General features: G+C 67.0%; 20 protein-coding genes. 8 read left to right on the forward strand and 12 right to left on the reverse strand.

Annotation, left to right across the window (positions count from 1 at the left end):
• Positions 1 to 153: 153 nt before the first annotated feature.
• On the reverse strand, positions 154 to 1,371 hold the full coding sequence (gene dksA / locus DI041_RS16570) for an RNA polymerase-binding protein DksA (RefSeq protein ID WP_136639856.1): 1,218 nt from the start codon (positions 1,369 to 1,371) through the stop codon (positions 154 to 156).
• 272 nt (positions 1,372 to 1,643) lie between these two features.
• Here dksA and yidD point away from each other — a divergent pair, with 272 nt between their 5' ends.
• The 3 genes from yidD to DI041_RS16585 are packed head-to-tail and all read left to right on the forward strand — an operon-like array spanning position 1,644 to position 4,091.
• Positions 1,644 to 1,898: a membrane protein insertion efficiency factor YidD gene (gene yidD, locus DI041_RS16575; protein ID WP_005414016.1), complete on the forward strand. Its 255-nt coding sequence runs from the start codon at positions 1,644 to 1,646 to the stop codon at positions 1,896 to 1,898.
• 1 nt (position 1,899) lies between these two features.
• Complete coding sequence (locus DI041_RS16580; protein WP_136639855.1) at positions 1,900 to 3,246, forward strand: dihydroorotase; 1,347 nt, start codon at positions 1,900 to 1,902, stop codon at positions 3,244 to 3,246.
• Positions 3,246 to 4,091 carry a M23 family metallopeptidase gene (locus DI041_RS16585; RefSeq protein ID WP_046988150.1) on the forward strand — a complete coding sequence of 282 codons (846 nt, stop codon included), beginning with the start codon at positions 3,246 to 3,248 and terminating at the stop codon, positions 4,089 to 4,091. Before DI041_RS16580 ends, DI041_RS16585 begins: the two co-directional genes overlap by 1 nt.
• 87 nt (positions 4,092 to 4,178) lie before the next feature.
• On the opposite strand, the gene DI041_RS16590 is transcribed toward DI041_RS16585, so the two are convergent.
• From DI041_RS16590 to efp, 5 genes are all read right to left on the reverse strand, one after another.
• Positions 4,179 to 4,883 carry a squalene/phytoene synthase family protein gene (locus tag DI041_RS16590; RefSeq protein WP_136639853.1) on the reverse strand — a complete coding sequence of 235 codons (705 nt, stop codon included), beginning with the start codon at positions 4,881 to 4,883 and terminating at the stop codon, positions 4,179 to 4,181.
• An 11-nt stretch (positions 4,884 to 4,894) separates the two neighbouring features.
• Positions 4,895 to 5,590 carry a phosphoglycolate phosphatase gene (locus DI041_RS16595; protein WP_046988148.1) on the reverse strand — a complete coding sequence of 232 codons (696 nt, stop codon included), beginning with the start codon at positions 5,588 to 5,590 and terminating at the stop codon, positions 4,895 to 4,897.
• The gene (gene ubiG / locus DI041_RS16600) at positions 5,587 to 6,303 is read right to left on the reverse strand and encodes a bifunctional 2-polyprenyl-6-hydroxyphenol methylase/3-demethylubiquinol 3-O-methyltransferase UbiG (protein WP_046988147.1); all 717 of its coding nucleotides are present in this window, start codon (positions 6,301 to 6,303) and stop codon (positions 5,587 to 5,589) included. Before ubiG ends, DI041_RS16595 begins: the two co-directional genes overlap by 4 nt.
• A 25-nt stretch (positions 6,304 to 6,328) precedes the next feature.
• A complete protein-coding gene (locus tag DI041_RS16605) occupies positions 6,329 to 7,672 on the reverse strand; it encodes a TRZ/ATZ family hydrolase (RefSeq protein ID WP_136639852.1) in 1,344 nt (447 codons plus the stop codon).
• A 219-nt stretch (positions 7,673 to 7,891) separates the two neighbouring features.
• Positions 7,892 to 8,458, reverse strand: coding sequence for an elongation factor P (gene efp / locus DI041_RS16610; RefSeq protein WP_046988145.1), 567 nt, complete (start codon positions 8,456 to 8,458; stop codon positions 7,892 to 7,894).
• A 97-nt stretch (positions 8,459 to 8,555) separates the two neighbouring features.
• Here efp and epmB point away from each other — a divergent pair, with 97 nt between their 5' ends.
• Complete coding sequence (gene epmB, locus DI041_RS16615; RefSeq protein WP_211195226.1) at positions 8,556 to 9,596, forward strand: EF-P beta-lysylation protein EpmB; 1,041 nt, start codon at positions 8,556 to 8,558, stop codon at positions 9,594 to 9,596.
• A 60-nt stretch (positions 9,597 to 9,656) separates the two neighbouring features.
• Here epmB and DI041_RS16620 read toward each other — a convergent pair whose 3' ends face one another.
• From DI041_RS16620 to DI041_RS16630, 3 genes are all read right to left on the reverse strand, one after another.
• Positions 9,657 to 11,783, reverse strand: a complete 2,127-nt coding sequence (locus DI041_RS16620; RefSeq protein WP_046988143.1) for a putative bifunctional diguanylate cyclase/phosphodiesterase — start codon at positions 11,781 to 11,783, stop codon at positions 9,657 to 9,659.
• Positions 11,780 to 12,682, reverse strand: a complete 903-nt coding sequence (locus DI041_RS16625) for a phosphate/phosphite/phosphonate ABC transporter substrate-binding protein (RefSeq protein ID WP_426355553.1) — start codon at positions 12,680 to 12,682, stop codon at positions 11,780 to 11,782. The genes DI041_RS16620 and DI041_RS16625 overlap by 4 nt, the downstream gene beginning before the upstream one ends.
• Positions 12,683 to 12,758: 76 nt before the next feature.
• Entirely contained in the window at positions 12,759 to 13,529 is a 771-nt protein-coding gene (locus DI041_RS16630) for an RNA methyltransferase (protein ID WP_136639850.1), read from the reverse strand.
• A 120-nt stretch (positions 13,530 to 13,649) separates the two neighbouring features.
• Between DI041_RS16630 and DI041_RS16635 the strand changes: the two genes are divergently transcribed.
• Positions 13,650 to 14,477, forward strand: a complete 828-nt coding sequence (locus DI041_RS16635; RefSeq protein WP_136639849.1) for an inositol monophosphatase family protein — start codon at positions 13,650 to 13,652, stop codon at positions 14,475 to 14,477.
• A 787-nt stretch (positions 14,478 to 15,264) separates the two neighbouring features.
• Here the strand turns inward: DI041_RS16635 and htpX are convergent.
• Positions 15,265 to 16,131, reverse strand: a complete 867-nt coding sequence (htpX, locus tag DI041_RS16640) for a protease HtpX (protein ID WP_136639848.1) — start codon at positions 16,129 to 16,131, stop codon at positions 15,265 to 15,267.
• Positions 16,132 to 16,224: 93 nt separating this feature from the next.
• On the opposite strand from htpX, the gene gluQRS reads away from it, so the two are divergent.
• The 3 genes from gluQRS (at position 16,225) to phaR (ending at position 18,632) form a co-directional block, all read left to right on the forward strand.
• Complete coding sequence (gene gluQRS, locus DI041_RS16645) at positions 16,225 to 17,145, forward strand: tRNA glutamyl-Q(34) synthetase GluQRS (RefSeq protein ID WP_136639847.1); 921 nt, start codon at positions 16,225 to 16,227, stop codon at positions 17,143 to 17,145.
• A 17-nt stretch (positions 17,146 to 17,162) separates the two neighbouring features.
• Entirely contained in the window at positions 17,163 to 17,903 is a 741-nt protein-coding gene (locus DI041_RS16650; RefSeq protein WP_136639846.1) for a beta-ketoacyl-ACP reductase, read from the forward strand.
• Positions 17,904 to 18,086: 183 nt separating this feature from the next.
• The gene (gene phaR, locus DI041_RS16655) at positions 18,087 to 18,632 is read left to right on the forward strand and encodes a polyhydroxyalkanoate synthesis repressor PhaR (protein ID WP_012511655.1); all 546 of its coding nucleotides are present in this window, start codon (positions 18,087 to 18,089) and stop codon (positions 18,630 to 18,632) included.
• Between the two features lie 75 nt (positions 18,633 to 18,707).
• Here phaR and DI041_RS16660 read toward each other — a convergent pair whose 3' ends face one another.
• Both DI041_RS16660 and DI041_RS16665 read right to left on the reverse strand, forming a co-directional pair.
• Positions 18,708 to 19,661 carry a TraB/GumN family protein gene (locus DI041_RS16660; RefSeq protein WP_046985043.1) on the reverse strand — a complete coding sequence of 318 codons (954 nt, stop codon included), beginning with the start codon at positions 19,659 to 19,661 and terminating at the stop codon, positions 18,708 to 18,710.
• A 1-nt stretch (position 19,662) separates the two neighbouring features.
• A complete protein-coding gene (locus DI041_RS16665; RefSeq protein ID WP_136639845.1) occupies positions 19,663 to 20,592 on the reverse strand; it encodes a DUF1684 domain-containing protein in 930 nt (309 codons plus the stop codon).

A 20,592-nucleotide genomic window follows, 5' to 3' on the forward strand; every position in this document is an offset into this window, starting at 1 on the left:
TACAGGGATGTACTGGCAGCGTTTCCTGCCCGGACCCACCCGCAGCCCCCCCCCCCCGATACCCGGAAGGCGCCGTTCTACCCAGCCAACCACCACCCAACAAAAAACCCGGCCGAGGCCGGGTTTTTCGCATGACCATACAACGACCGGGAATCAGTCGCCCTGCTGCTTCTGCAGGTGCTCCCAACGCTCCTGGGCGTCGATGGTGCGCTCGGCGGTGAGGCGCGCTTCCAGGCGCTCCAGGCCGATTTCTTCACCGGTGTCCACGCAGTAACCGTAGTCGCCCGCTTCCAGGCGCTTCAGGGTGCTGTCGATCTTGCCGATCAGCTTGCGGTAGCGGTCACGGGTACGCAGTTCCAGCGAGTTCTCGGTCTCGCGGGTCGCACGCTCGGCTTCGTCGCCGATGTCACGCACTTCCTCGCGCAGGTTCTCGATGGTCTGCTTGGACTCTTCCACCAGGTCCGCACGCCAGTTCTGCAGGCGCTGGCGGAAGTATTCCTGCTGCAGCGGGCTCATGTATTCCTCTTCCGAGGACGGCTTGTAGCCAGCCGGCAGGATCGGGCGGCCAGTGGCCTCATCGGTCTTGTATTCGACCACCTTGTACTTGCTGCGCGGGGCCGGCGCGGCCGAGCGGGCGGCGACGGCCACGGCGACCTTGCCGACAGGACGCGGCACGGTCTTCGGGGCGGAATCGGATTTCACGGCGGTTTTGGCAGGCGATTTCGAAACGGGCACGGGATTCTTGGATTGCGGGGCGGTCGATGCTGCAGGAGCGGCGGCCGGGGCCGGCTTGGGAGCCGGTTGGGCTGCTGCCACTGCCGCGGTCTTGGCCGGGACAGACTTGGCCGGAGCCGGCTTCGCAGCTGGCTTCGGTGCGGACTTCACAACGGGGGCCGGGGTCGGCTTTACGGCCGGCGCGGCGACATTCTTGGCAACTTTCTTTACAGCAGCAGGCTTGGCCGCAGCGACTTTCTTCGCTACAGGCTTGGCGACCGGCTTGGCCGCAGCCTTCTTCACCACCGCCTTCGGCGCTGGCTTGGCTGCTGCCTTCTTCGCCACCGGCTTGGCGGCGGCCTTCTTCACCGGTGCAGCCTTGCTGACGGCTTTCTTCACCACCGGCGCCTTCCTGCCGGCAGCGGCAGGCTTGGCCTTGGCAGGCGCAGCGGCCTTCTTCGCCACCGGCTTGGTTGCCTTCACCGGCGCTTTCTTTGCGGTGGCCTTCCTGGCCGCCGGTTGCGAGGACGCTGCCTTGGTCACCGGCTTGCTGGCCGGTTTCTTGGCAACGGGCTTTGCCGCCAACTTCTTCACAACAGGCTTGGCGGTTTTCTTGGCGGCCGTTACGGCCTTCTTTGCAGTTTTTTTAGCAGCCACGAAACGCTCTTCCTTGGATTCCCCGGGGCCCGGGAAAGCGGGCCTTTATAGCCTACCCGACCCGCAGCAGCAACCTCGGTGGCCCACTCCATTCAGTCCAGGAGACAACGGGCCCAAGGTGCGGTCCGACCAACACGGACCGCCCTGCGCGGTACGGAACCTGTCCGGCACCTGGAGGGTGCCGCGAGCGGTCGCAGGCCATTGGCGACATGCGACCAACGGCCCATCCTGCACAAATGCGGCCTTCATGCCAACTGGCATAAGATGACTGGGTGATCTCGCGCCTGCTCATCGCCCTGCTGCGCTTCTACAAGCGCTTCATCAGCCCCCTGCTTGGGCCGCGCTGCCGTTTCGTACCCAGTTGCTCTGAATACGCGATGGAAGCGATCTCGCGCCATGGCCCGCTGCGCGGCAGCTGGCTGGCGGCGCGACGGCTGGGCCGCTGCCATCCGTTCCACCCAGGCGGCTTCGATCCAGTGCCCGAATCTCCCAACGCCCCCTCTTGCCGTTGCACAGGAAAACACTGACATGTCCTCCACGCTCATCACCAACGCCCGCATGGTCAACGAAGGCCGCACCTTCGACGGCGACCTGCGCATCGAGAACGGCCGCATCGCGCAGATCGGTTCCGGGCTGGCGCCGCGCGACGGCGAGCAGGTGGTGGACGCGGCCGGGCGCTGGCTGCTGCCCGGCATGATCGACGATCAGGTGCACTTCCGCGAGCCGGGCCTGACCCACAAGGGCGACATCGCGAGCGAATCGGCGGCGGCCGTCGCCGGTGGCCTGACCAGCTTCATGGACATGCCCAATACCAATCCGCCGACGCTGGATTCGACCATCCTGGAAGCCAAGTACGAGCTCGCGCGCGGCCGCGCCTGGGCCAACTACGGCTTCTACCATGGCGCCAGCAATGACAACCTGGAGGCGATCCGCGCACTGGACCCGAAGAAGGCACCGGGCGTGAAGGTGTTCATGGGCGCCTCCACCGGCAACATGCTGGTGGACAACCCGGAAACGCTGGACGCGATCTTCCGCGAATGCCCGACCCCGATCATCACGCACTGCGAAGACACGCCGATGATCGATGCCAACCTGAAGGCGTTCCAGGAGAAATACGGCGACGCGCTGACCCCGGACATGCACCCGGACATCCGCTCGCGCGAGGCCTGCATCAAGTCGACCCGCCTGGCGATGTCGCTGGCACGCAAGCACGACACCCGCCTGCATGTGCTGCACATCTCCACCGCCGACGAGCTGGCGCTGTTCGAGAAAGGTCCGCTGATCCGCGCCGACGGCAGCCGCAAGCAGATCACCGCCGAGACCTGCGTGCACTTCCTGCACTTCGCGCGTCCGGACTATGCGACCAAGGGCAACCTGATCAAGTGCAACCCGGCGATCAAGGAAGTGTCCGACCGCGAGGCGATCACTGCCGCGCTGGCCGATGACGTGCTGGACGTGCTGGCCACCGACCACGCGCCGCACACCTGGGAAGAGAAGCAGAAGCCCTACGCGCAGGCGCCGTCGGGCCTGCCGCTGGTGCAGTACGCGCTGGTGGCCGCACTGGAACGCGTGCACGAAGGCAAGCTGACCCGCGAGCAGGTGGTGCAGAAGTTCGCCCACGCCCCGGCGCAGCTGTTCGACGTGGAAGAGCGCGGCTTCCTGCGCGAAGGCTACTTCGCCGATCTGGTCCTGGTCGAAGACGTGCCGTTCACCGTCAAGCGCGAGGACGTGCTGTCCAAGTGCGGCTGGTCGCCGTTTGAAGGCACCACCTTCCGTTCGCGCATCGCCTCCACCTGGGTCAACGGCCAGCTGGTGTGGGATGGCAGCAAGCTGGTGGGCGAACCCGCCGGCCAGCGCATGACCTACGACCGCTGATGCGCTCCGTTCTCCTGATCGGGGCGCTGCTGGCGGCGCCCTTGTTTTCCGCACCTTCGGCGCAGGCACAGGATGGCATCGGCAGCCTGATCGACAGCCGCGTGGTGTTCCCGGCCAGCGCGTCGCAGGGCGCGCTGGTGATCGGCAAGGTACCCGCCGGCAGCCGCGTGCAATACGCCGGCCGCCAGTTGCGGGTGAGCGGCTATGGCAGCGTGGTGTTCGGCATCGGCCGTGACGAGAAGGGTCCACTGCGCGTGCAGGTGCAACGCCCCGATGGTGGCAGCGAGACCGCAACCATCACGGTGACACCGCGCGACTGGCCCACCGAACGTGTCAACGGCGTGCCGCCGAAGACGGTCAATCCACCACCGGCCATCGCCGAGCGGATCAAGCGCGAGCAGGCGCAGGTGACGGCTGCACGCGCCCGTGATGACGACCGCACTGACTTCACCCAGACCTTCATCTGGCCGGTGCAGGGCCGCATCAGCGGCCGCTTCGGCAATGCGCGCGTATACAACGGCCAACCCGGTGCCGGGCATTCCGGCATGGACATCGCGGTGCCGACCGGCACTCCGGTGAAAGCACCGGCTGCCGGCATCGTCACCTTCGCCGGCCCGGACCTGTACCTGACCGGCGGCACGCTGCTGCTCGACCACGGTTTCGGGGTCAGCTCCAACTTCCTGCACCTGTCACGCATCGACGTGAAGGTCGGTGACCGTGTGGAACAGGGCCAGGTGATCGCCGCCGTCGGCGCCACCGGCCGCGCCACCGGCCCGCACCTGCACTGGGGCATGAACTGGTTCGATACCCGTATCGACCCGCTGCTGGTGCTGGAACGCAAGTAACGCGCGCAATGCACTTTGGTGGGTGCCGACCTTGGTCGGCACAATCTCATACAGCGTGCGGACCAAAGTCCGCACCCACCTAAGCAGTCAGCCGCGCGCGGCCCACCACACGCGCAGCAGGGTGCGCACCGGCGTCGCTTCAACCGGCTTGCCTGCGGCCTGCGCGGCGACGCGGGCACGCGCCAGGCTGGACCACACGCGGCGCGGGCGCGGGCCGGGCACCCGGCTGCCCCACCCCTTCAACAGATGCTGTGCCCAGCGCTGCGCGGCGGTGCTGGAATCCTCGTCCAGCAGGCTGCGCGGCACACCAGCCACGCCGGCGTCCTGCAGGCGCTGGGCCAGGGTCTGCAGCAGCACCGCACGGCCTGCGCCGGTGCGCGGCTTGTCGGCAAAAAGCGCCGCTTCCACGGCGGCTACGGCCTCGGCGTAGTTGGCCAGCGCACGCTCGGCACCAGCCGCATCCAGCGCGACGGTACGCGCTTCAACCAGATCCGGAAGTGCTTCGGCCAGTTGTGCCCACGGCGCACGCACCGGCTCCAGCAGACGGCCCAGCGGATGGCGCGAACGATGCGCGGCCCAGCTGCGCAGCTCCTCGCCCCACCACGCCAGCTTGGCGTCGGCCGGCAGCGGGTCGCCGCTGGTGTTGAGCATGTCGTCGAATTCCTGCAGCAGCGCAAACCACGCCACTGCGATATCGCGTTGCGGTTCGGCCACGAACGGGGCGGCCACCGACCATTCCGGCCAACGGCTGCGCCACTTGTCGAGGAAACTGTCCAGCGCGGTACTGCTCACTACGTGATTCCTTACGGCTGGGCCGGGGCTGCCGGCCGGGTCGGCCAGAGGCTGGCCAGTTGCAGAAGTTCGGCGTTCTCGACCAGCACGTCGGCCTGCCAGGCCAGCGGATCGTCGCTGTGCAGGCGGTAACCCCACAACGCCGCGACCGACGGCATGGCCGCAGCACGCGCGGCGATGATGTCGCGCTCGTCGTCACCCACGTACACGCAGTCTTCGGCGGCGATGCCGATGGCCTGCGCGGCGTGCAGCAACGGCAGCGGGTGCGGCTTGCGCTCGGCCAGGCTGTCACCGCCGACCAGCACCGCACAGCGCTGCTGCCAGCCGTACTGCGGCAGGATCAGCCGCGCCAGGTACTCGGGTTTGTTGGTGACAATGCCCCACACCGTACCGGCCTCATCCAGCGCGGCGAGCATGCCGGCCACGCCGTCGAACAGCACTGCGTGCTGGCCGATCAGCGCTTCGTAGCGCTGCAGGAACTCGGGGATCAGAGCATCGCGTTCAATGGCTTCCAGCTCAGGGAAGGCCACCGACACCATCGCGCGCGAGCCCTTGGACACTACCGGCCGCAGCAGCACCGGATCGACCGGCGGGCGACCACGCTCGGCCAGCATCGCATCAAGTGTGGCGACGAAGTCCGGTGCGCTGTCCAGCAGGGTGCCGTCCAGGTCGAACAGCACCGCGCGCGGGAACTGCACGGTGGTCATGCAGCCTTGACCGCGTGGGCCAGGTAGTTGATGTCGGTACGGCTGCTCAGCCGCGCGCGGTTGCGCCAAGGCTCGTAGGCCATGCCGCTGACGTCGGCCAGCTGAAGGTCAGCCTCGCGCAACCAGCGCGCCAGCTCGGCCGGCTTGATGAATTCCTGGTAGTGATGGGTGCCCTTGGGCAGCAGCCGCGCCACGTACTCGGCACCAACGATCGCCACGGCAAAAGCTGCAGCGGTGCGGTTGATGGTCGACAGGAACAGGTGACCGCCCGGCTTCAGCAGGCGCATGCAGGCCTCGATGATCGCGCCCGGGTCCGGCACGTGCTCGAGCATTTCCATGCAGGTGACCACGTCGAAGCTGCCCGGCTGCTCGGCGGCCAGGTCCTCGGCGGCCTGTACCCGGTAATCGACCGTGGCACCGCTTTCCAGCGCGTGCAGCCGCGCGACCTTTACCAGTTCCGGGGCCAGGTCGATGGCGGTGACCTCGGCACCGGCCTGGGCCAGTGCTTCACTCAACAGACCACCACCACAACCGATGTCGAGCACGCGTGCGCCGCGCAGCGGCACGCGGTCGGCCACGTACTGCAGGCGTACCGGGTTCAGCGCATGCAACGGCTTCTGCGGGCCGTCAGCGTCCCACCAGCGGTTGGCCAGTGCGGCGAACTTGTCCAGCTCGGCCTGATCGAAATTGGAAGATGCTTGGGGGGCAGTCATGAGGGAGTCCTTGCGGCGCCGGGGTTCAGGCGCGGATATGACGGATGCGCTCGCGCCACAGGCGCGCGTTGGCGATGATGCCCGGCAGGTCCATGCCGACCAGCTCGCGCTGCACCAGCTTCGGCTTGCCGGCAATCCAGACGTCGCTGACCTGCTGGCGGCCGGTGGCGTACACCAGCTGCGACAGCACGTTGTGCAGCGGCTGGGTTTCCAGCGCGGACAGATCAACGCAGACCAGGTCGGCCTGCTTGCCGACTTCGATCGAACCGATGCGGTCGCCGAAGCCCAGCGCACGGGCGCCACCGAGCGTGGACGCGCGCAGTGTGGTCGCCGCGTCCAGCGCGGTGGCATCGTCGGCCACGGCCTTGGCCAGGATCGCCGCGGTGCGGTTCTCGCTGAACATGTCCAGGTCGTTGTTGCTGGCGCAGCCATCGGTACCGATGGCCAGGTTCACGCCTGCGCGTTGCAGGGCGCAGGCCGGGCAGAAACCGGAAGCCAGTTTCAGGTTCGATTCCGGGCAGTGCACCACGCTGACGCCACGCTCGGCGCACAGGTGGATCTCTGCTTCGGTGAGCTGGGTCATGTGCACCGCGATCAGGCGGTCATTGACCAGGCCGAGCCGATCCAGCCGTGCCAGCGGGCGCTGGCCGTGCAGCTTGATCGAATCGGTGATTTCCTGCGCGGTCTCGTGGGTGTGCAGGTGCACCTGCATGTCGAGCTGGTCGGACAGCATCCGCACCCGCTCGAAATTGGCATCGTTGACCGTGTACGGTGCATGCGGGGCAAACGCGGTGCCGATCAGCGGATCGTTGCGCCACTGGTCATGCAGTTCACCGGCCTTGGCGAAGTACTCGTCGTCGGTCCTGGCCCAGGCGGTGGGGAAATCGATGATGACCGCGCCTACCAACGCGCGGAAACCGTGCTTCTTGTAGATCGCTGCCTGCACGTCGCCAAAGAAGTAGTTCTCGTTGGCGCAGGTGGTGCCGCCGCGCAGCATCTCGGCAATGGCCAGCGTGGTGCCGTCGGCAACGAATTCGGGGCCGATCACCGCCGCTTCCACCGGCCAGATGTGCTGCTGCAGCCAGGTCATCAGCGGCAGGTCGTCGGCGACGCCGCGCAGCAGGGTCATCGGGTTGTGCGTGTGCGCGTTGACCAGGCCCGGCATCAGCGCGGCCTCGGGGCGGCTCACCACCTGGGTGGCGCGGAAACGCGCACGGGCTTCGGCACGCGGCAGGATGGCCACGATCTCGCTGCCACGGATGGCCACGGCATGGTCTTCCAGCACCACCGCATGCGGCTCGATCGGAACAACATAACCGGCTTCGATGAGCAGGTCGCAGGCTTCAGGGAGGTGCGGGCTATCGCTCATGCGGGCTCACTGGGCTGTGGGAGGAGGGACCATTGGCGGCCTTGGGTCTGCCGGGCGACTGATCTCCGGCCGAACGGCTACCGCTGAGCTTCTGGAGGACGAGCCCCTGAGTCAGGGGCGGCCGCGAAGCGGCGGGGTGTGGGTGCTGGTAAGTGGGGCCCACGATCCGCATCGCGGATCGTGGGAGCGCCAGCGCGAATGCGCCAGCGCGTACCCGGATTACTTGACGCGCGAGGAGTACTCGCCCGAGCGGGTGTCGACCTTGATGATTTCATCCTGGTTGACGAACAGCGGCACGCGGACCACTGCACCGGTTTCCAGGGTGGCCGGCTTGCCGCCGCCACCGGAGGTGTCGCCACGGACGCCCGGATCGGTCTCGGTGATCTTCAGTTCGACGAAGTTCGGCGGCTGCACGAAGATCGGCGAGCCGTTGAACAGGGTCACGATGCAGGACTCTTCGCCCTTCAGCCACTTCTCAGCGCCGCCCATGCCGGACTTGTCGGCCTGGACCTGCTCGAAGGTTTCCGGGTCCATGAAGTGCCAGTACTCACCGTCGCTGTACATGTAGTCCATGTTGGTATCGACCACATCGGCCACTTCCACGTCATCGGTCGCCTTCATGGTCATTTCGACCGTGCGGCCCGACTTGATGAAGCGATAGCGCACGCGGGTGAAGGCCTGGCCCTTGCCCGGCTTGATGAACTCGGTCTCGGAGATGACGGCCGGTTCATTGTTGACCAGGATCTTCATCCCGTTCTTGACATCGTTCATGCCCGCAGTGGCCATGCTCAAGCTCCTCAAATGGCGAAACCGCCGCGCGTGCGGCGAGCCGGATAGAATGGAAAGCCCACCGGAACCCCGGCGGGCAACTGTTTATGTGTCCATGATAACCGCAGGCCCCCTGTCCATGCAGCTTTCCGCCTTCCCCCGGACCCCGTCGCCAGGCGCGCCCGCACGCTGGCAGCAGCTCTGGCGCCAGGCGCTGCGCGACCCGCACGCCCTGCTGGCCCGGCTGCAGCTGGACCCGGCCGCGTTGGGTGTCTCGGACGAAGCCATGGCCCAGTTCGCGCTGCGCGTGCCGGAGGGCTTCGTGGCCCGCATGCGCAAGGGCGATGCGGCCGACCCATTGCTGCGCCAGGTGCTGCCGATCGACGAGGAAATGCGTCCGGCGCCCGGGTTCAGCTTCGACGCGGTGGGCGACGGCGCGGCAAAGAAGGCCACCGGCGTCATCCAGAAGTACCGCGGCCGTGCCCTGCTGGTGGCCACCGGCAGCTGTGCGATCAACTGCCGCTACTGCTTCCGCCGGCACTTCGACTATGGCGCGGAGAATGCCGCCAAGGGCGGCTGGCAGGAGGCGGTGGCGGCCATCGCGGCCGACCCGGACATCGACGAGGTGATCCTGTCCGGCGGCGACCCGCTGTCGCTGGCCACGCACAAGCTGGCTGAGCTGACCGAAGCGCTGCGCCAGATCCCGCACATCCGTCGGCTGCGCATTCACACGCGGCTGCCGATCGTGCTGCCGGAGCGGGTGGACGAGGAGCTGCTGGCCTGGCTGGGCGGGCTGCCCTGGCCGCTGGCGATCGTGGTCCATGCCAACCACGCCAATGAATTCGATGCCAGCGTCGATACGGCGATGGCCCGCCTGCGCGGCATCGGCGCCCAGCTGCTGAACCAGGCAGTGCTGCTGCGCGGGGTCAACGACAGCGTGCAGGCGCTGCAGGACCTGAGCGAACGCAGCTTCGCTGCCGGCGTGCTGCCCTATTACCTGCATCAGTTGGATCGGGTTGATGGCGTGGCCCACTTCGAAGTGGACGACATCCAGGCCAAGGCGTTGATCGCCGGCCTGACCGCGCACCTGTCCGGTTACCTGATCCCTAAGCTGGTGCGCGAACTGCCCGGCGACCCTAGCAAGCGCCCGCTATAACACGGGGCCGAGGTCAGATCCCTTTTCCCGCGGAAAAGGGATCTGACCCCAAGACAACGGCTACAGGCCCGACTCGATCATCCGTACCACTTCGGTGGCGGTCACCGGGTGGCTCAGCCAGTAACCCTGGCCGAGGTCGCAGCCACGCTGGGCCAGCAGTTCGAATTGCGCCTGCTGCTCGATGCCCTCGGCCACCACCGTGATGCCCAGCGCATGGGCCATGGCGATGATCGCCGTGGTCAGAGCAAGGTCGTCGGGGTCGCGCTGCATGTCGGCGACGAAACTCTTGTCGATCTTTACCCCATCCACCGGCACCTGGCGCAGATGGCTGAGGCCGGAGAAGCCGGTGCCGAAATCATCCAGCCAGACCTTCACACCGGTGCGGTGCAACTTGTCCAGCAGTTGCGCGGCCACCATCTCATCGCCGATCACCGCGGTCTCGGTCAGCTCCAGGTGCAGGCGCGAAGCCGGCAGCCCGGACTCATGCAGGCACTGTGCCACCAGTGCCGGCAACTCGCCGCCGCGCAGCTGCCGAGGCGATACATTGACCGATACGAACAGGTCATCGCCGCCCGCTCCGCGCGGCCACTGCGAGGCTTCCATGCAGGCCGCGCGCAGCACCTTCGGGCCGATGATCTCGATCAACCCGCTCTGCTCGGCCACTTCGATGAACACCGACGGCGGGATCGTACCAAGGGTCGGGTGCTGCCAGCGCAGCAGCACTTCGACACCTACCATGCGGCGGTCGCGCATGCGGAAGATCGGCTGGTAGGCCAGGCGCAGCTCGCCGCGCTCCCAGGCACCGCGCAGCTCCTGCTCCATGTGCACGCGGCGCTCGACTGCATGGTCCATCGCGCGGCTGTAGTAGCGATAGCAGTTCTTGCCGGCCATCTTCGCCTGGTACATGGCGATGTCGCCGTTCTTCAGCAGCGTGGTCGCATCGGCCGCGTCGTCGGGGAACAGGGTCACGCCGATCGAGGTTCCGAGGAACAATTCCCTGCCCTGCACCACCAGCGGCTTGCCCAGCTCGCGCACCAGCACTTCGGCCAGCAATCGCGCATTGGCAGCCACGTCACCGTCGCCGACCAGGATCACGAACTCGTCGCCACCGAACCGCGCCAGCAGCGCCTCATCGCCACCGGCTTCGGTCACTGCGCGGCCGATGCGCTGTGCGAACTGCAGCAACGCCTCGTCGCCTGCCTCGTGGCCAAGGGTATCGTTGACCCGCTTGAAGTCGTCAATGTCGGCAAACAGCAGGCCCAGCCTATGGTTGGAAGCGCGCGCAGCCATCAACCGGTGATCCAGCGCCTCGCGGAACGCCAGCCGGTTGGTCAGCCCGGTCAACGCATCGGTATAGGCCATGCGCCGCACTTCGCGATCATGGCGGGCGATCGCATCCCGCATGCTGGCGAAGCCGCGTACCAGCTCACCAACCTCGTCATCGCGGCTGTTCTCCGCCAGCGGCGCCTGGTAGTCCCCGGCTTCGATACGGCGTGCCGCCGCGGCCAGGTCACGGATCGGCGCCACCAGGGTGCGCTGCACGTAGAGGATCACCACCACGCCGATCACCACCAGCAGCCCCAGCATCAGCAGCAGCCAGCCCAGGTGGCGGCTGCCGACCTGCTGCAGGCGCTCTCCGAGCGTGGCGTTGGCAGCCTGCTCGCGCTGCTGCACCTCGTCCAGCGCCATGCCGACGCGGACGCCACCGATGCGCTGGTTGCCGACCATGATCGGCATCGCGTTGTCGAGCACCTTCGGCGATTCCTGCACCACCAGGGCCCGCGCGGCCACTGCTCCGGGCGCCAGCGGGTCGGCCATGGGCTGCCCGAAACCGGCAACCTCGACCGTACCGTCATGCACCAGCCGGCCATGGTCATCGAACACCAGCACGTAGCGCACCACCTGCTGGCGGGCAGTATTGCGCACCAGCGCACCGATCTGGTCCAGATCGCGGTAGTACAGCGGGTTGGCCAGCGCATCGGACAACTCGCGCGCCATCGCCTCGCCACGGCTGCGCACGCCGCGATCGAACAGTTCATGGATGACACTGCCACTGAGGTTGCGCACCTCGCTCTGCATCGCCGTCTGCCGCCCCAGCAGTACCGCCAGGATCGCCACGACCACGATCATCGCCCCGCCCATCGCAAGCAGGAACCGGGCCTGCATTCCCGAGCCGAGCCACTTCATTCCACTTCCATCCGCACGCGCGTCAATCCTTGTTTCAATTCATCCAGCCGCTGCTGCGCATGCGCATCGACGCGGTGGAAACCGGAAGTGCCAAAAAACCGATGCAACGCCCCCTGCGCCCGCGGATCGCTGGCCGCCTCCAGCAGTACCTGCTGCAGGCGGTCACGCACCCTCGGATCGAGGTCGGCGCGCACCATCTCCACCGCACGCGGGTACGGCTCGGTGCGCAGCAGTTCGCGGAAGTCGCGACGGAACGCCGCCGGCACCCGCCGTTCGTCGTTCCAGTCCACGCTGCTCACCGCTCCCACATCGGCCATCCCCTTGTGCACGTAGGTGGCGATGTTCAACTCACTGCGCACGAACACATAGCCCACGCTGTCCCGGCCCGGCATATCCCAGACCCCGGCAAGGATCTGTGGTGACAGCCCGTCCTGCAGCAGGGTCATCACCGGCACCAGGTAGGCACTGGTGGACGCGGTGTTCTGCAGGGCCAACCGATGGCCGCGCAGATCCTGCACGCGCTGGATCGGGCTGTCGCTGCGCACGAAGAACACCGTCTGGTATTCACGCACGCCATTGCGCTCGGTCAGCAGCAGCGGACGAGCGCCACTGCGCTGGCCCAGCGCCATGGCCGTGCCCGATGTTTCGGTGACCCAGTCGACCCGTCCCCGCCGCAGGTAGCTGGCCATCTGCTGGGGGTCGCGCGCCATCAGGATCCTCCCCTCCTTGATCCCGACGTCGTGCATGCGCGGCACCACATAGTCCAGCAGTGGCTGCAGCTGCTCGTAATGGGCCTTGGGATCATCGCTGATCCGGCCCAGCACCAGCACCGGGTCCGGTGCTGCACGCACCGTCCCGGCCAGCAGGACCATGGCCAGGCTCAGCAGTCCCCCCTGCATTGCCTTTCGAAGACCTGACACAGGCTTCATCCCCCCTGGGTATCCGGACAGACTACCCGAAAAAATGAGAACGTCGTCAGCTGTCCTTGTTGCCCGCCTGGGCCAGCCGCGCCATGCGCTGGGTATCGGCGAGGATGCCGCGCAGCAGGCGTACTTCCTGCTCGCTCGGCTCGCTACGCAGGAACAGGCGGCGCAGCTTGCGCATCGCCGATTCCGGCGCGCGGCCCTTGTGGAAATCGATCTCGTCCAGGGTGTCGCCGAGCTGGGCGAAGAAGCTCTCCATCTGCTCATGGCTGGCGACCTGTTCGCGGACGCCGGTCCCCGGCTCAGCCACCGGCTGTGCGCCAAGCAGCTGCATGCGGGTTTCATAGGCCAGCACCTGTACGGCTGCCGCCAGGTTGAGCGAGCTGAACTCCGGATCGGACGGGATGTGCACCGCCGCGTGGCACAGCTGCAGCTCTTCGTTGGTCAGCCCGGTACGCTCGCGGCCGAACACCAGCGCTACCTCGGCACCTTCGCCGGCCTTGGTCACGGCGCGGGCAGCGGCCTCGGCGGGCAGGTACTCCTCCAGCTGGACGCGGCGCGCGCGGGCAGTGCAGCCCAGCACCAGGCGGCAGTCGGCCACGGCCTCGGCCAGGGTGGCCACCACCGGGGCGTCACCGAGTACGTCTTCGGCACCGGCCGAGCGGCGGAAGGCCTCCTCGTCCAATGGCTTTTCGGGCGCGACCAGCACCAGGCGGGCCAGGCCCATGGTCTTCAGGGCACGGGCGGCGGCGCCCATGTTGCCGGGGTGCTGGGTACCGACCAGGACGAATCGGAGGCGGGTGGCGACGGGAAACTGGGACATGAACAGGGAAAATGTCGAGCTGGACGAAGACCAATGGTAAACTGTGCGGCCGGCCACTGCGCCGGACCCGCTCTTTTCCCCCGCCAGCCCTTCTCTTCTGCCTTTCCGGGAGCCCACGCCATGCAGAAACCCGCCGTAACCGTCATGGTCAAGGCCGCCCGCCTCGCCGGCAACGTCCTGTTGCGCAACATCAACAAGCTCGAGGCGCTGAACGTGGTGCAGAAGGGCCGGATGGACTACGCCAGCGAAGTGGACGCGGACGCGGAAAAGGTCATCGTCAAGGAACTCAAGCGCGCCTATCCCGAATACGGCATCTTCGGCGAAGAAGGTGGCGTGCAGGGCGAGCGTCGCCAGATGTGGGTCATCGACCCGCTCGATGGCACCAGCAATTACCTGCGCGGCGTGCCGCACTACTGCGTGTCGATCGCCCTGGTCGAGAACGGCGAGCCGACCGATGCGGTCATCTTCGACCCGCTGCGCAATGAACTGTTCACCGCCAGCCGTGGCGCTGGTGCCGTGCTGAACGACCGCCGCATCCGCGTTGCCGACCGCAAGGACCTGGAAGGCACCATGATCCACACCGGCTTCGCCCCGCGTGAGCGCGCCCGCGCCAGCGCCCAGCTGAAGTCGGTCGACACCCTGCTGGTCCAGGCCGAGGACATCCGCCGCACCGGTTCAGCCGCGCTGGACCTGGCCTACGTGGCCTGTGGCCGCGCTGATGCCTACTTCGAAGCCGGTGTGAAGGCATGGGACATCGCCGCTGGCCTGCTGCTGGTCCGCGAGGCCGGTGGCAAGGTCTGCGACTTCAAGGGCGCAACCCTGGGCCGGATGGACAACCGCGGCCCGGACAACCACCAGATCGTGGCCGGTAACCTGAAGGTGGCCGAATCGCTGCAGAAGGTGCTGGTGAACACCGGCTACGCGGCGGAGTTCGACGCGAAGTTCTGAGGTTCCGTGTAGAGCGGTTCATGGAAACGGCACCTGCGAAGGTGCCGTTTTTGTATCCGCGGTGATCGTGCTTGTCACTTTCTTTGCTCGTGCACCGCGCTGCAGGAGCAGCGTGGAACGGCGTAGCCGGCCCGTAGGGTGGCGCACATGGATGTGCGCCATCAAGAAAGTAACCAAAGAAACACGCCGCCAGGCCGCGAGCCGTCGCTCCGCGCCGGCACCCTGCGCTTCTCGGCGAATCAGGGGACGGCGCCGAACTCGCTTCGCTCAGACACCGGCGCCTCTGCGCCCCTGATTCCCCTGCGATGCTCGGCTCGCTCAAGGCGGACCCAACATCAAGAGCAACAGCTACACCCGGAAGATCCACGCCATGCATGGATGCTGTTGCCGTTGATCTTGATCTTCCAGTCCGCCTTGAGCGAGCCGAGCACCGCAGGTCCGGCGAGGGCGAAGAGGTGCGGGTGTCTGAGCGAAGCGAGTTCCCGCACCGTCCCTCGACGGACCGAGGAGCACAGGGCACCGGCGTGCGCAGCACGGCGGCTCGCGGCCGGCGGAGCGTTTCTTTGGTTACTTTCTTGATGGCGCACATCCATGTGCGCCACCCTACGGGCCGGCTACGCCGTTCCACGCTGCTCCTGCAGCGCGGTGCACGAGCAAAGAAAGTGACACCTCTCCGCAGACGCGGAAACGATCCGCCGGGCACGACCCGGCATCAGCAATGCATCCCCGCAAACAAAAACGCCCGGCGCGAGGCCAGGCGTTCCTGCACTACCTTGGAAGCGGAGGCTTACGCCACCGTAGACGCCCGCAGTGCGGCAATGCGCTCTTCCAGCGGCGGGTGGCTCATGAACAGCTTCTTCGCCGTCGAACCGGCAATACCGAAGGCGGCGATCTGGGTCGGCAGCGTGCTCTGGCCGTGGTTGAGCTGCAGGCGCTCCAGCGCGGCGATCATCTTCTGGCGGCCGGCCAGCGAGGCACCGCCGGCATCGGCACGAAACTCACGGTGACGCGAAAACCACATCGCGATCATGGTGGCGAACAGGCCGAACACCATCTCCAGCACGAACACGATGATGTAGTACGCAAAACCGCGGCCGCCGCCTTCGCGGTTGCCCGACAGCGCGCTGTCGATGATGCCGCCGACCACGCGGGCCAGCACGATCACGAAGGTGTTCAGCACACCCTGCAGCAACGCCATGGTGATCATGTCACCGTTGGCGACGTGGGCGATCTCGTGGCCCAGCACTGCTTCGGCCTCGTCTTCGCTCATGTTGTGCAGCAGGCCGGTGGACACCGCCACCAGCGCATTGTTGCGGTTGGCACCGGTGGCGAAGGCGTTGATCTCCGGGCCGTCATAGACCGCCACTTCAGGCATGCCGATGCCCGCCGCCTTGGCCTGGCGCTCGACGGTGGCCAGCAGCCAGCGCTCGGTCTGGTTGCGCGGCTCGGTGATCACCACCGCACCGGTGGAGCGCTTGGCCATCCACTTGGACAGCAGCAGCGAAATGAAGGAGCCACCGAAACCGAAGATGCCGGCCATGATCAGCAGGCCGCTCATCTTGCTGGGGTCGGTTCCCGTCAGCGACATCACGATGCTGGCCAGGATCAGCACGGCAAAGTTCGTGGCCAGGAAGAGGGCTATACGGGTGAACATGGGAAATTCCGGCTCGGAAGGGGTCGATATCGATCAATTTGCGGTGCGGTCAGCTTGAATTCAAGCGCCAACCTGACCGACGATTCAGCCTGCATGACCTCCCCCATTCCCTGCGGCCGCTTCGCGCCCTCGCCGACCGGCCTGCTCCACCCCGGATCCCTGCTCGCCGCCTTCGGCAGCTGGCTGCTCGCGCGCCATCACGGCGGCTTGTGGCGGCTGCGCATCGAAGACGTCGATCCGCCGCGCACCGTGCCCGGTGCCGCCGAGTCACAACTGCGGGCACTGTCCGCGTTCGGCCTGGTCCATGATGGCCCGATCCTCTGGCAGAGCGCCCGTGGCGAGGTCTACCAGGCCGCACTGGATGTGCTGCTCGCCGATGATCTGGCCTTCATCTGCCACTGCAGCCGCAGCGAGCTGGCTGCCAGCGGCGGCATCCACCATCGCTGCGTTGCGCGGCAACCAAGACCGGACCCGGCCGTCCGCTTCCGCGTGCCGCCTGGCAGCCTCGTGCACTTCGACGATGGCCTGCGTGGCCCACAGCAGCAGGACGTGCATGCCGAGGTCGGCGACTTCGTGCTGCGCCGCGCCGACGGCTGCTGGGCGTACCAGCTGGCGGTGGTGGTGGACGACGCTGCACAGGGCGTGACCGAAGTGGTGCGTGGCGCCGACCTGCTCGATTCCACCGCGCGGCAGATCCTGCTGCAGCAGGCGCTGGGCCTGGCGGTGCCGCGCTACTGGCATCTACCCCTGCTGCTGGATGCACCGGGCCACAAGCTGTCCAAGTCACTGGCGGCGCTGGCGGTCGACAGCACGCGACCGGTGCCGGTGCTGCGCCAGCTCTGGCAGCTGCTCGGCCAGGCCCCCGCCGCGCTGGACCACGCGCAGGATCTGGACACGCTGTTCGCCGCCGCGCAACGGGCCTTCGACCCGGCGCGGCTGCCGCGTACCGATATCCTGCTGCCGGCCGGCGCACTTTCCGCGCCGATGTTGCAGAATCCCCCTTCCCCCACCTGATTCCCGGACAGCATTCCATGACATCTCGCGTCGCACTGGTCACCGGCGGAACCGGCGGCATCGGTACCGCCATCTGCCAACGCCTGGCCGACCAGGGCCACCGGGTCGCCACCAATTACCGCGACGAAGCCAAGGCCCGTGCCTGGCTGCAGGCGATGACCGAACGCGGCTACAGCGTGTCGATCTTTCCAGGTGATGTCTCCGATCCGGACAGCGCCGAGGCGATGGTGCGCGCGGTCGAGGCCGAGCTCGGGCCGGTCGAGATCCTGGTCAACAACGCCGGCATCACCCGCGACACCACCTTCCACCGCATGCGCGCGGACCAGTGGCACGATGTGATCAACACCAACCTCAATTCGGTGTTCAACGTCACCCGCCCGGTGATCGAGGGCATGCGCCGCCGCGGCTGGGGCCGGGTCATCCAGATCAGCTCGATCAACGGCCTGAAGGGCCAGTATGGCCAGGCCAACTACGCAGCGGCCAAGGCCGGCATGCACGGCTTCACCATCTCGCTGGCCCGCGAGAATGCCGGCTTTGGCATCACCGTCAACACCATTTCGCCCGGCTACGTCGCCACCGACATGGTGATGGCGGTGCCGGAGGAAGTGCGCGCCAAGATCATCGCCGACATCCCCACCGGGCGCCTGGGCAGGCCGGAAGAAATCGCCTACGGCGTGTCGTTCCTGGTGGCCGACGAGGCCTCGTGGATCACCGGCAGCAACCTGGACATCAACGGCGGCCACCATATGGGCTGGTAAGCCGCGCACGGGGTGGTTGCAGCGCGCGCTGCCGCCCCCTGCCGAGAGTCATGCTGCGCAGCACGCAAACCCTTGTTGCGCAACATGATCGCCGCCGAAAGCCAAGCCTGGCGGGGGCTGAGGCGGTTGCAACGGCTGCTGCACTGCGCCATGCTGCGCGTCTACTGTGACGAGTACCGCTTCATGGCTGCGACCCGCATCATCAAGAAGTATCCGAACCGCCGTCTCTACGACACCGAGATCTCCAGCTACATCACCATCGAGGACGTGCGCCAGCTGATCCTGGACGGTGAAGACTTCGAAGTCCGCGATGCCAAGAGCGGCGACGACCTCACGCGATCGGTCCTGCTGCAGATCATCGCCGACCAGGAACAGGACGGCGAACCGATGCTGTCCACCCAGCTGCTGAGCCAGCTGATCCGCTTCTACGGCGATTCCCTGCAGGGCTTCATGGGCAACTACCTGGAGCGCAGCATGCAGGTCTTCCTCGACCAGCAGCAGCAGTTCCGCCAGCAGATGGGCAATCTGCTGGGGCAGACCCCGTGGGCGATGATGAACCAGCTGACCGAGCGCAACCTGGAGCTGTGGCAGGAGTTCCAGCGCAACATGGGCACCGGTTTCGGCGGCCCGCGTCCGGGTGGTACCGGAACGGGTACCGGCACCAGCACAGGTAACAAGCCGAACGAACCCGGCACCGGTACGGGTACCGGCGGCAAGACGCGCCGCTGAGCCATTGCTCCGGCTGGAACGAAAACGGCGCGCCCCTTGGCGCGCCGTTCTGTTTTGCAGTCCAGCCGCGATGCGTCAGCGTTTCGCCTTGCACCCCGTGCACACGCGCTCGACCTTGTAGCCCTTCGCCTTCAGCTTTTCGACCACGCCATCATTGCCGAGCAGGTGCAGTGTTCCAACCACGACCAGCGTACCGCCCTGCCCGGCCTGCAGGTACGGCAGCAGCTTGGGCACCCATGCATCATTGCGACCGGTGTTGATGCGCTGGTACAGCTGCGGATACTGCTGGCGCATCTCCGCCGCCATCTTGGTCCACAGCACGCGCTCATCGCCACGGCGCCAGGCGTCGTGCAGCTGGCGGGCCTGCTCATCGCCCTTGCCAGCCTGGTCCAGCGCCTCGGACAGCATCTGCCGCTGCTCCTGCACCGTCATGCCGTCGAGCATGCCGATCTGGGTATCGATGTCTTCCAGGCCCGCCGTCTTGCGGCCAGTCTTCTGCGCTCGCTCCATGAAGTGCCGATCCAGGCCAAGGGCCGGGTCCAGCCCCATCTTCTGCATCTGCCCGACCGAAATGCTCAAGCCGACAAACCACGGCTTCATGCCCTGCATCTGCGCCAGTGGCAGCTTGTTCTCGATGGCGAACGTCTGCAGTTTCTGCCAGGTGGCGGCATCAAGATCGCGCTTGAGTTCGCTGCCATCGGTACGGACCGCTGCCTGCACCATGCGGCTGGCCAGCTGTGGCGACTGCATGTCTTCCGGCGACAGCTCGAATACCACCCGCTGCGAGGCCTCGAACGCCTGCTCGACTTCGGGCGACAACGGGTAGTCCTGCGGCTTCAGCAGGTGGAAGGAGCCGAGCAGGTAGAGGCGCGAGTCACCCGGGCCGGTCACTTTCCACAGCAACGGCACCGGCGGCTTGGCCGCCGCTGCGCCAGCGGTGTCGGCTTGCACGGTACGCGCTGCAACCAGCGGTGCCAGCGCACAGGCCGCCAATACAACGGCGGTACGCAACAGGGATCTGATCGGCATATCAGCCTTCTCCTTCAGGCAGGTGGTAAGCCTTCTCGCCCGCTTCCACGCGCAGGTCCAGCCGGTTTTCCGGCGGCGCCAACGGGCAGGTCGCGTAGGCGGTGAACGCGCACGGTGGGTTGTAGGCGTGATTGAAATCGATGCGTACCGTGCCGTCGGCGCCGGGCGCATCGGTGTCCAGGTAGCGGCCGGCCGGATAACTGCCGCGGCCGCTGGTGCGGTCGGCGAAGATCAGGAACAGCGGCTGCCCGGGAGCACCGATCGCCTCCAGCCGCCAGGCGCGTCCATCGCGCTCGAACTCAACCGCACCGGCATTCGGCATCTCAGTGGTCAGGCCGGTGATATCAACGATCGGCAAGGTCTTGCCCGGCGGATGCGGGATGAAGCGCGCCTGCACCTGCCAGTCCGGACCACCCGGCCAGTACTCCAGGCCGGCGAAATCGCGGCGTGCCGGTGCGTCAGCGTGCTTGACCCGCAGCGCATCGCGCGGACCGCGGCGAATGATGCCGAGCTGGCCCTTGCCACCATCGAAGGCCAGCAGGGTCGGCTGCGGATCCTTGTCGGTGTCGATGCGGATGCGGCCGCGCACCGGCTGGCCGTCATGGCTGATCTCGGCGCCCGCTTCCGGGGTGAACCACCACTGGCTGCCTTCGCGGCGCAGCAGGCCCAGCTTGTCCGGGCCGACCGCCAGGCGGATGCCATTGGTGGCGCCGCTTCCGACGAAATGCGATTTGTTCGGCAGCCAATGCAGGCCAACCAGTGCTGTCCAGCCATCGGGCCGGGTCAGGTCCTGGTAACGCGCCACGCGCCACTGTTGCTGCGCGGTGGCATAGGCTGGATCTTCAGCAACGGCCGGTGCCGGCGGCGTCGCCGGGCTGCAGGCCGCCAACAACAAGGCGGCCAGCAGGCCGCCCATTCCCCGATAACGCAT

Origin of the sequence: Stenotrophomonas maltophilia, assembly GCF_004920835.1 — a bacterium.
Taxonomy (GTDB): domain Bacteria; phylum Pseudomonadota; class Gammaproteobacteria; order Xanthomonadales; family Xanthomonadaceae; genus Stenotrophomonas; species Stenotrophomonas maltophilia_AQ.